The sequence below is a fragment of the Mycolicibacterium hippocampi genome (assembly GCF_010723735.1).
In the GTDB taxonomy this organism is placed as follows: domain Bacteria; phylum Actinomycetota; class Actinomycetes; order Mycobacteriales; family Mycobacteriaceae; genus Mycobacterium; species Mycobacterium hippocampi.
This window is the reverse complement of record NZ_BLLB01000001.1, coordinates 178817-185397: the sequence shown is the minus strand read 5'-3', so window position 1 is coordinate 185397 and position 6581 is coordinate 178817. Positions and strand designations below refer to the sequence as shown.

Sequence of the window (6581 nt, the reverse complement as noted above, 5' to 3'; positions counted from 1 at the left end):
GTGTATTGGTGGCGGCGGTGCGGGTCGTCGGCGGCGGCCACAGCGGAGTGGATGTCGGCGCGGGCGTAGGCCAGCACCGCCGTGGTGCTCGGCCCGGCGTTGAGGTTGCTGGTGGGGTCGTGGTCGGTGACGGCCCAGGGGTTGGCGGCGAGGGTCATGGTTGTTCTCCGTTCGTCTGCGGTATTTGCTGCGCCGGTTAGCGCTGGGGCTGTGGGGACCGGCGGGTGGCGCGCAACCCGAAGAGGCCGTGACGGGCGGAGCAGGGTTTTCGGCCCGCGAGCGGCAGCGAGCTTGGTAGGGCCGAAAAGGTCACTCGGCCTGCGGAGTTCGGCGCGGGTGTGGGTTGCGCGTGACGGGGCCTCGTCGGTCACACTGGGCGACCCAGCTGAACGGTTAAAGGTGAGGGCTGGACCACGCCTGCCGCAGGCGGGCATCCGCCGGTCGCACCTAGTGCGCCGGCGACCGCGTACCGGAAGACACCACACCAGCCGGTGCCCGCACCCTGCGCGGACACCGGCCGGGGGGCGGCGGGTTAAGTGCCGGGGTGGGTGTCGGTGAGGACGCGGCGGATCAGGGCGGGCTCGATGCCCGATTCGAGGGCGGCCAGGAGCATGGCGGCCAGGGTGGGCGGTTCGTCGCCGGCGTCGGTGGCCTCGGTGATGGCGATGTCGGCGGCGATTCCGGCGCGGACGGTGTCGTTGATCAGGCAGTAGCAGACTGCGGCGATGGTGAGCGCTTCGGTGCGGGGGCGCCCGCGCAGTTGGCGGGCGATGTGGGTCCACACGTTGGTGGCGGCACGCTCGTGGTCGAGGGCGAGGTGCAGCATCGCGTCGCGGAGGGCGGGGTGGCTGGTGATGAGGATGCCGGCGCGGGTGGACAGGGTGGCGCTGATGTAGCGGCTGGCTCCGGTGAGAGCGTCGGTGATGTCCTCCATGGTGGTGGTTACCAGGACGGCGTGGTCTCCGACGGCGACGGCGGGGGCGGGGGTGATGGGGTCGAACTCGCGCACGAGGTCCTCGCGGTGGGCGGTGAGGATCGCGCCGTCGTGGATGCGCTGCGCGGTCAGCAGCGAGTCGGTGTAGGGGTAGGTGGTTCCGGTGGCTCCGGTGTCGGGGTCGATCCAGGTACCGGCGGCGGTGACGTCGCGGGTGGTGAGGCGGCGGCGGACGGTGATGCCGGCCTCGGTGAGGGAGTCGCGGATGCCGTCGAGGACCACTGCGGCGTGGTCGTCGAGCTCGGCGCTGCACACGGCCAGGAGCAGGGCGCCGTCGTATTTCGCGGCGTCGAGGTGGCAGGTGCGGGCGAAGCTGGCAGCTTGGCTGGCGCTGATGGTGATGTCGCAGCGGATGGTGACTTTGATGATGGGGGTGCCGTCGGGCTCGGTGCCTAGCAGGTAGACCACGACGCTGTTGGTGGGGGTGAAGCCCAGCAGGGCGGGGGCAGCGGCGATGACGTCGGCGGGGGCTCCAAGTTTGATGGTCATGGTTGTTCTCCGTTCGTGTACGGGTTGGGTGCGCCGGTTAGCGCTGGGGTTGCGGGGGACCGGCGGGGTGGCGCGCGCAACCTCGAAGAGGCCGTGACGGGCGGAGCAGGGTTTTCGGCCCGCGCGAGCCGGCGCGCAGCGCCCTGGCGAGCTGGCGTTGGGCCGAAAAGGTCACCGGCCTGCGGAGTTCGGCGCGGGTGTGGGCTGCGTGACGGGGCCTCGTCGGTCACACTGGGCGACCCAGCTGAACGGTTAAAGGTGAGGGGCTACGGACCACGCCCGCCGCAGGCGGGCATCCGCCGGTCGCACCTAGTGCGCCGGCGCCCGCGTACCGGAAGACACCACACCAGCCGGTGCCCGCACCCTGCGCGGACACCGGCCGGGGGCGGCGGGTTAGGTGCCGGGGTGGGTGTCGGCCCGTCGTTCGGCGGCGGGGGTGTCGAGGCGACTGATGGCCCAGGGTGCGTCGTCGTAGCCGGGCAGTTCGCCGATGAGGCGGTGTTCGAGGGCGCGGCAGAAGGAGTGGGCTTGGCTGGTGCGCCAGCCGGGGTGCTCGCAGGACTGGTATTCGTAGCAGTGCAGAGCTTTGAGCAGCTCGACACCGCTCCAGGTGGTGTGGCGGGGCCGCTGGTAGGCGTAGATATAGGCGTCGTCTTCGTCGTAGCGGTAGTTGACGGAGGCGGCGTTCTCGTCGACAAGCATCTGTCCGACGGTGTCGATTGCGTCGTCGGTGAGCCGGCCTTCTCGGCTGGGGTTGTCGTAGTACCAGACCAGGGGTCCGTAGGGGTTGGTGGGCCGGCTGGCGGCCCAGAGCAGGACGTGGATGTGTTCGGGGTCGACGATGAATGCGCTCATGGTGGGTTCCTTTCTGGGGGTGGGGTTAGGCGAGGCCGGCGGCGGTGAGGCGGCGGCGGATGGCGGCGAGACTGACGGTGGAGTCGGTGATTCGGGCCCAGTTCTGCCAGCCGTCGATGGCCTGCTCGACGTCGTTGAAGTCGACGTCGGCTCGGCTGATGGGCAGGGTGTGTCCGTTGTCGGGGTGGTCGAACTTGGCGACGACGGCGATGAGTTGGCCGGTGTCGTCGAACCACCCGTTGCGGCGGAAGCGCAGTTGGTAGGGCCGACTGTCGTGGTCGTCGAGGAAGTCCCAGGCCAGGCCGTAGTCGATCTCCATGGTGTTCTCCGTTCGTGTACGGGGTGGGTGCGCCGGTTAGCGCTGGGGGTGCGGGGGACCGGCGGGGTGGCGCGCGCAACCTCGAAGAGGCCGTGACGAGCGGAGCAGGGTTTTCGGCCCGCGCGAGCCGGCGCGCAGCGCCCTGGCGAGCTGGCGTTGGGCCGAAAAGGTCACTCGGCCTGCGGAGTTCGGCGCGGGTGTGGGTTGCGCGTGACGGGGCCTCGTCGGTCACACTGGGCGACCCAGCTGAACGGTTAAAGGTGAGGGGCTACGGACCACGCCCGCCGCAGGCGGGCATCCGCCGGTCGCACCTAGTGCGCCGGCGACCGCGCACCGGAAGACACCACACCAGCCGGTGCCCGCACCCTGCGCGGACACCGGCCGGGGCGGCGGGTTAGTCGGTCATGGTGTTGCCGCGGTAGACGTCGCCTTCGATGTAGGTGAGCAGGTCGCCGTTGGTGTCGGCCAGGCACCAGTAGTAGGGGGCGTCGTAGCGGACGACCCGCCAGGTGCTGTCGGCTCGGTCCCAGTAGAGCTTGTCGAGGAGCTGGGTGTCGCCCCCGGAGCCGCCGAAGAAGGCGGCGCCGCTGGAGGGGTTGAAGTGTTCGTTGAGGATGGTGATCACGTCTTCGACGGTGGTGGCCTCTGCGCAGCGGTTCAGGGCGGCGTCGACGTTGGCCCAGAAGTCGTCGAGGGGGTAGGTCATGGTTGTTCTCCGTTCGTCTGCGGTATTTGCTGCGCCGGTTAGCGCTGGGGTTGCGGGGGACCGGCGGGGTGGCGCGCGCAACCCCGAAGAGGCCGTGACGAGCGGAGCAGGGATTTCGGCCCGCGCGAGCCGGCGCGCAGCGCCCTGGCGAGCTGGCGTTGGGCCGAAACGGTCACTCGGCCTGCGGAGTTCGGCGCGGGTGTGGGTTGCGCGTGACGGGGCCTCGTCGGTCACACTGGGCGACCCAGCTGAACGGTTAAAGGTGAGGGGCTACGGACCACGCCCGCCGCAGGCGGGCCTCCGCGTCTCCGGGCGCGCCGGCCGACAGGGGGGCGGCGGACCGGAAGACACCACAGGCCCGCCGGTCCCGCGCGGCTGCGCGGACCCGGGCGGGCTGGTGGTTGGTCAGACCCAGAGCAGGGCGGGCACTTCGGTCCATCCGGGGCCTGGGTGCTGGGCTGCGAGGTAGATGCGGTCGCGGGCCCAGGTGGTGTGGCGTCTCTGTGTGGCGAGGCCGCCTTCGGCGGTGAGCCAGGGCAGGGGGGAGCGCCGGAATCCGTAGTCGTCGACTCCGAAGTGGTCTTTGTCGAGGTACTGGCGCTTGTCGGCGTTGCAGATGTACCGGTGGGCCGGCAGTGCTGCGGGCGCTTCAGCGTTGGGGGTGACCGGCTCGTCGGGGTCGATGAGGCCGGCGAACCGCACGAAGTGCTGGGGTTCGACGAGCCAATACAGCGCAGCCTGGTCGTCGTCGGGGTCCTCGTAGTCGCCGGCCCAGACCAGGCGGGCACCGCCGTCGAGGGTGAGCAGTATTTCCACGGCGGTCATGAGGGGGCAGTCGGCGCGGGTGTGGGTGGACAGTTTGGGTCCGGCGCCGTAGGTGGCGGGGTTGAGGGCGGCCAGGGGTTGGCCCGTGGGGTCGACGATGACGGGGTTGAAGTATTGGCCCATGGTGGTGTCCTTTCAAGGATGGGTGCTGGATGAGCTGGGGTGGTGATCGGGCCCCGCGCCGGGGCGGGGCCCGATCGGGTGGTCAGGACCGGTCGATGGCTGCGGTGAGTTCGTCGGTGGACACGGGGTTCCAGCCCACCGAGGCGACGGCCCAGGCGGTTTCGCCGATGACTACGACGTCGCCGACGGACAGGCTGCGGTGTCCGGCGTGGCGCCATCCGGTGGCCCAGGTGGTGGTGGGTTCGCAGTTGAGCTCGTCGAAGATGTGCTCGAGTGCGGCGCTGATGGCGGTCTGCTGGGGTCGGGTGTCGGTGGGGATGGGCAGGTTGAAAGTTGCGGCGGCGCGCAGCCGCGCGGGTGCAGCGCGGTTGAAGCCGAGGAAACTGGCAGGGGCCTCGTTGAGGTACACGGTGGTGGGCACGGTGGGTGTGGCGGTGGTGGTGGTCATGGTTGTTCTCCCGTTTCTCGTGGTGAGTGGTGCGCCGGTCAGCGCTGGGGAGCGGTCAATCGGGTGAGGGTGGGCGGTCAACCCCGAAGAGCCGACGTTGGACGGAGCAGGGTTTTCGGCCCGCGAGCGGCAGCGAGCTTGATAGGGCCGAAAAGGTCACTCGGCCTGCGTAGTTCGGCGTCGGTGTGGGTTGACCGGTCGGGCCCCCGGCCGATTAGGCTGCGACCCCTGCTGACGGTTAAAGGTGAGTAGCTACCCAACCCACGCCCGCCGCAGGCGGGCATCCGGCGCCCGCCAGGGCGGCCGCTGCTGCTGGTGAGGTGTGATCCCGGAAGACGCCGGTAGCCCGGTCCCCGCGCGAGGCGGGGCCGGGCCAGGGCGGCGCTGCGGCTAGGCGTGCTGCATCCAGGTTCGGATGGTGTCGAGCAGGTCGGTGGTGGTGCTGGTGTCGACGACGGTGATGGGGGCCGTGGCTCCTGCGGGGTTGCGGTAGGTGCCGTGGGCCCGCTCGGCGGCGATGTCGTCCCAGGTGATCTGTCCGACGCGGTTCTGGGCTTCGATCATGGCGTCGAGGAGGCAATCGACGGGCTGGTCGATGGTGGCGATGCAGTCGGTGGTGATGATGGCGGTGGTGATGGACATGACGTTTCCCCTTTCGGTGCGCTGCCGGTCAGCGCTGGGGAGCGGTCAATCGGGTGAGGGTGGGCGGTCAACCCCGAAGAGCCGACGGCGCACGGAGCAGGGTTTTCGGCCCGCGAGCGGCAGCGAGCTCGATAGGGCCGAAAAGGTCACTCGGCCTGCGTAGTTCGGCGTCGGTGTGGGTTGACCGGTCGGGCCCCCGGCCGATTAGGCTGCGACCCCTGCTGACGGTTAAAGGTGAGTAGCTACCCAACCCACGCCCGCCGCAGGCGGGCATCCGGCGGTCGCACCTAGTGCGCCGGCGCCTCGGGGCCGCAGCGCCGAGGCTCGACGATGAACGAGGGGCACCACGCCAGCGTCGCTCGCTGGCGGGTGCCCTCGGGTGCGACTGGTTACTGTTCCGGTGGCGCTGCGTCGGCCAGGGTGGCGAGGTCGAATTCCAGGTCGCGGTCTCCGACGGTGACGACGATGCGCGCGTTGGCGCCGGCGGCGGCGACGTAGCTGGACAGGGTGGACAGCAGCAGGTCGTGTTGGCGTTCGACTTTGGACACCGCGGCTTGTCCTACTCCCAGGCGTCGAGCGAGTTCGACTTGGGTGAGGTCGGCGGCGCGGCGGATCAGCGCCAGGTTCATGGCGTAGGCGCGGTCGTCCTCGCGCATCTGCTGGCGGATGTGGTCGACGCGCTCGGCGCGGTCGGGGTCGGCGAGCAGCTTCTTGAGGCGGGCCCCGCCGCGATCTTCAACAGTCATGATTGGGTGTCCTTTCTGCGTTTCCAGGTCTCGATTGCGGCGTCGGCTCGGGTTCCGACGCTGTTGTAGAAGGCGTTTCCGATGCGGGCTTTGTCGCCGGCGAAGAGGGCGATGACGGCGTGTTCGTCGTCGGGGAACCACACGATGAGCCGCACGGCGATGTCGGGGTCGTAGGGGTGGGCCAGTCTCCAGACGGGATAGGTCTTGGATTGGCGAACGCGGCGCAGGTGGGCGGTGTCTTCTTCGGGTGCGTCGGTGAGTTCTTGGAGGTGCTGCAGTTGTGCGGTGATGTAGTCGAGTCGGCGGGCGCTGATCGGGTCGTTGTGGGCGTGATCTTCAAGCCGATCGAGCCAGGTGTCGAACTCGTCGGACCAGTCGATCAGCATACGCAAATACTACTCTGAGGGAATACGTCTTGCAACGCATATTGTGGG

The 6581-nt window shown here is 69.6% G+C and carries 9 protein-coding genes; all 9 read right to left on the bottom strand.

Annotation, left to right across the window (positions count from 1 at the left end):
• Window positions 1-532 precede the first annotated feature (532 nt).
• The 9 genes from G6N53_RS00865 to G6N53_RS00825 all read right to left on the bottom strand — a co-directional run bounded on the left by G6N53_RS00865 (window position 533) and on the right by G6N53_RS00825 (window position 6533).
• Window positions 533-1483, bottom strand: a complete 951-nt coding sequence (locus tag G6N53_RS00865) for a DUF4192 domain-containing protein (protein ID WP_163886464.1) — start codon at window positions 1481-1483, stop codon at window positions 533-535.
• Window positions 1484-1876: 393 nt separating this feature from the next.
• Window positions 1877-2338: a hypothetical protein gene (locus G6N53_RS00860; protein ID WP_163886463.1), complete on the bottom strand. Its 462-nt coding sequence runs from the start codon at window positions 2336-2338 to the stop codon at window positions 1877-1879.
• A gap of 25 nt (window positions 2339-2363) precedes the next feature.
• Window positions 2364-2657: a hypothetical protein gene (locus G6N53_RS00855; protein WP_163886462.1), complete on the bottom strand. Its 294-nt coding sequence runs from the start codon at window positions 2655-2657 to the stop codon at window positions 2364-2366.
• A gap of 394 nt (window positions 2658-3051) precedes the next feature.
• A complete protein-coding gene (locus tag G6N53_RS00850; protein WP_163886461.1) occupies window positions 3052-3363 on the bottom strand; it encodes a hypothetical protein in 312 nt (103 codons plus the stop codon).
• A 405-nt stretch (window positions 3364-3768) separates the two neighbouring features.
• The gene (locus tag G6N53_RS00845) at window positions 3769-4311 is read right to left on the bottom strand and encodes a hypothetical protein (RefSeq protein ID WP_163886460.1); all 543 of its coding nucleotides are present in this window, start codon (window positions 4309-4311) and stop codon (window positions 3769-3771) included.
• 82 nt (window positions 4312-4393) lie between these two features.
• Window positions 4394-4759, bottom strand: a complete 366-nt coding sequence (locus G6N53_RS00840) for a hypothetical protein (RefSeq protein ID WP_006247667.1) — start codon at window positions 4757-4759, stop codon at window positions 4394-4396.
• Window positions 4760-5149: 390 nt separating this feature from the next.
• Complete coding sequence (locus G6N53_RS00835) at window positions 5150-5401, bottom strand: DUF7280 family protein (RefSeq protein ID WP_013470231.1); 252 nt, start codon at window positions 5399-5401, stop codon at window positions 5150-5152.
• Between the two features lie 389 nt (window positions 5402-5790).
• Window positions 5791-6147: a type II toxin-antitoxin system RelB family anti-toxin gene (locus tag G6N53_RS00830; RefSeq protein ID WP_099962857.1), complete on the bottom strand. Its 357-nt coding sequence runs from the start codon at window positions 6145-6147 to the stop codon at window positions 5791-5793.
• Window positions 6144-6533 carry a hypothetical protein gene (locus tag G6N53_RS00825; RefSeq protein WP_163680969.1) on the bottom strand — a complete coding sequence of 130 codons (390 nt, stop codon included), beginning with the start codon at window positions 6531-6533 and terminating at the stop codon, window positions 6144-6146. Before G6N53_RS00825 ends, G6N53_RS00830 begins: the two co-directional genes overlap by 4 nt.
• Between the last annotated feature and the right edge of the window lie 48 nt (window positions 6534-6581).

Bases quoted from the DNA above. Each gene is read 5' to 3' on its own strand.
- G6N53_RS00860 (WP_163886463.1), bottom strand. From the start codon at position 2,338: ATGAGCGCATTCATCGTCGACCCCGAACACATCCACGTCCTGCTCTGG.
- G6N53_RS00835 (WP_013470231.1), bottom strand. From the start codon at position 5,401: ATGTCCATCACCACCGCCATCATCACCACCGACTGCATCGCCACCATC.
- G6N53_RS00865 (WP_163886464.1), bottom strand. From the start codon at position 1,483: ATGACCATCAAACTTGGAGCCCCCGCCGACGTCATCGCCGCTGCCCCC.
- G6N53_RS00830 (WP_099962857.1), bottom strand. From the start codon at position 6,147: ATGACTGTTGAAGATCGCGGCGGGGCCCGCCTCAAGAAGCTGCTCGCC.
- G6N53_RS00845 (WP_163886460.1), bottom strand. From the start codon at position 4,311: ATGGGCCAATACTTCAACCCCGTCATCGTCGACCCCACGGGCCAACCC.
- G6N53_RS00840 (WP_006247667.1), bottom strand. From the start codon at position 4,759: ATGACCACCACCACCGCCACACCCACCGTGCCCACCACCGTGTACCTC.
- G6N53_RS00855 (WP_163886462.1), bottom strand. From the start codon at position 2,657: ATGGAGATCGACTACGGCCTGGCCTGGGACTTCCTCGACGACCACGAC.
- G6N53_RS00825 (WP_163680969.1), bottom strand. From the start codon at position 6,533: ATGCTGATCGACTGGTCCGACGAGTTCGACACCTGGCTCGATCGGCTT.
- G6N53_RS00850 (WP_163886461.1), bottom strand. From the start codon at position 3,363: ATGACCTACCCCCTCGACGACTTCTGGGCCAACGTCGACGCCGCCCTG.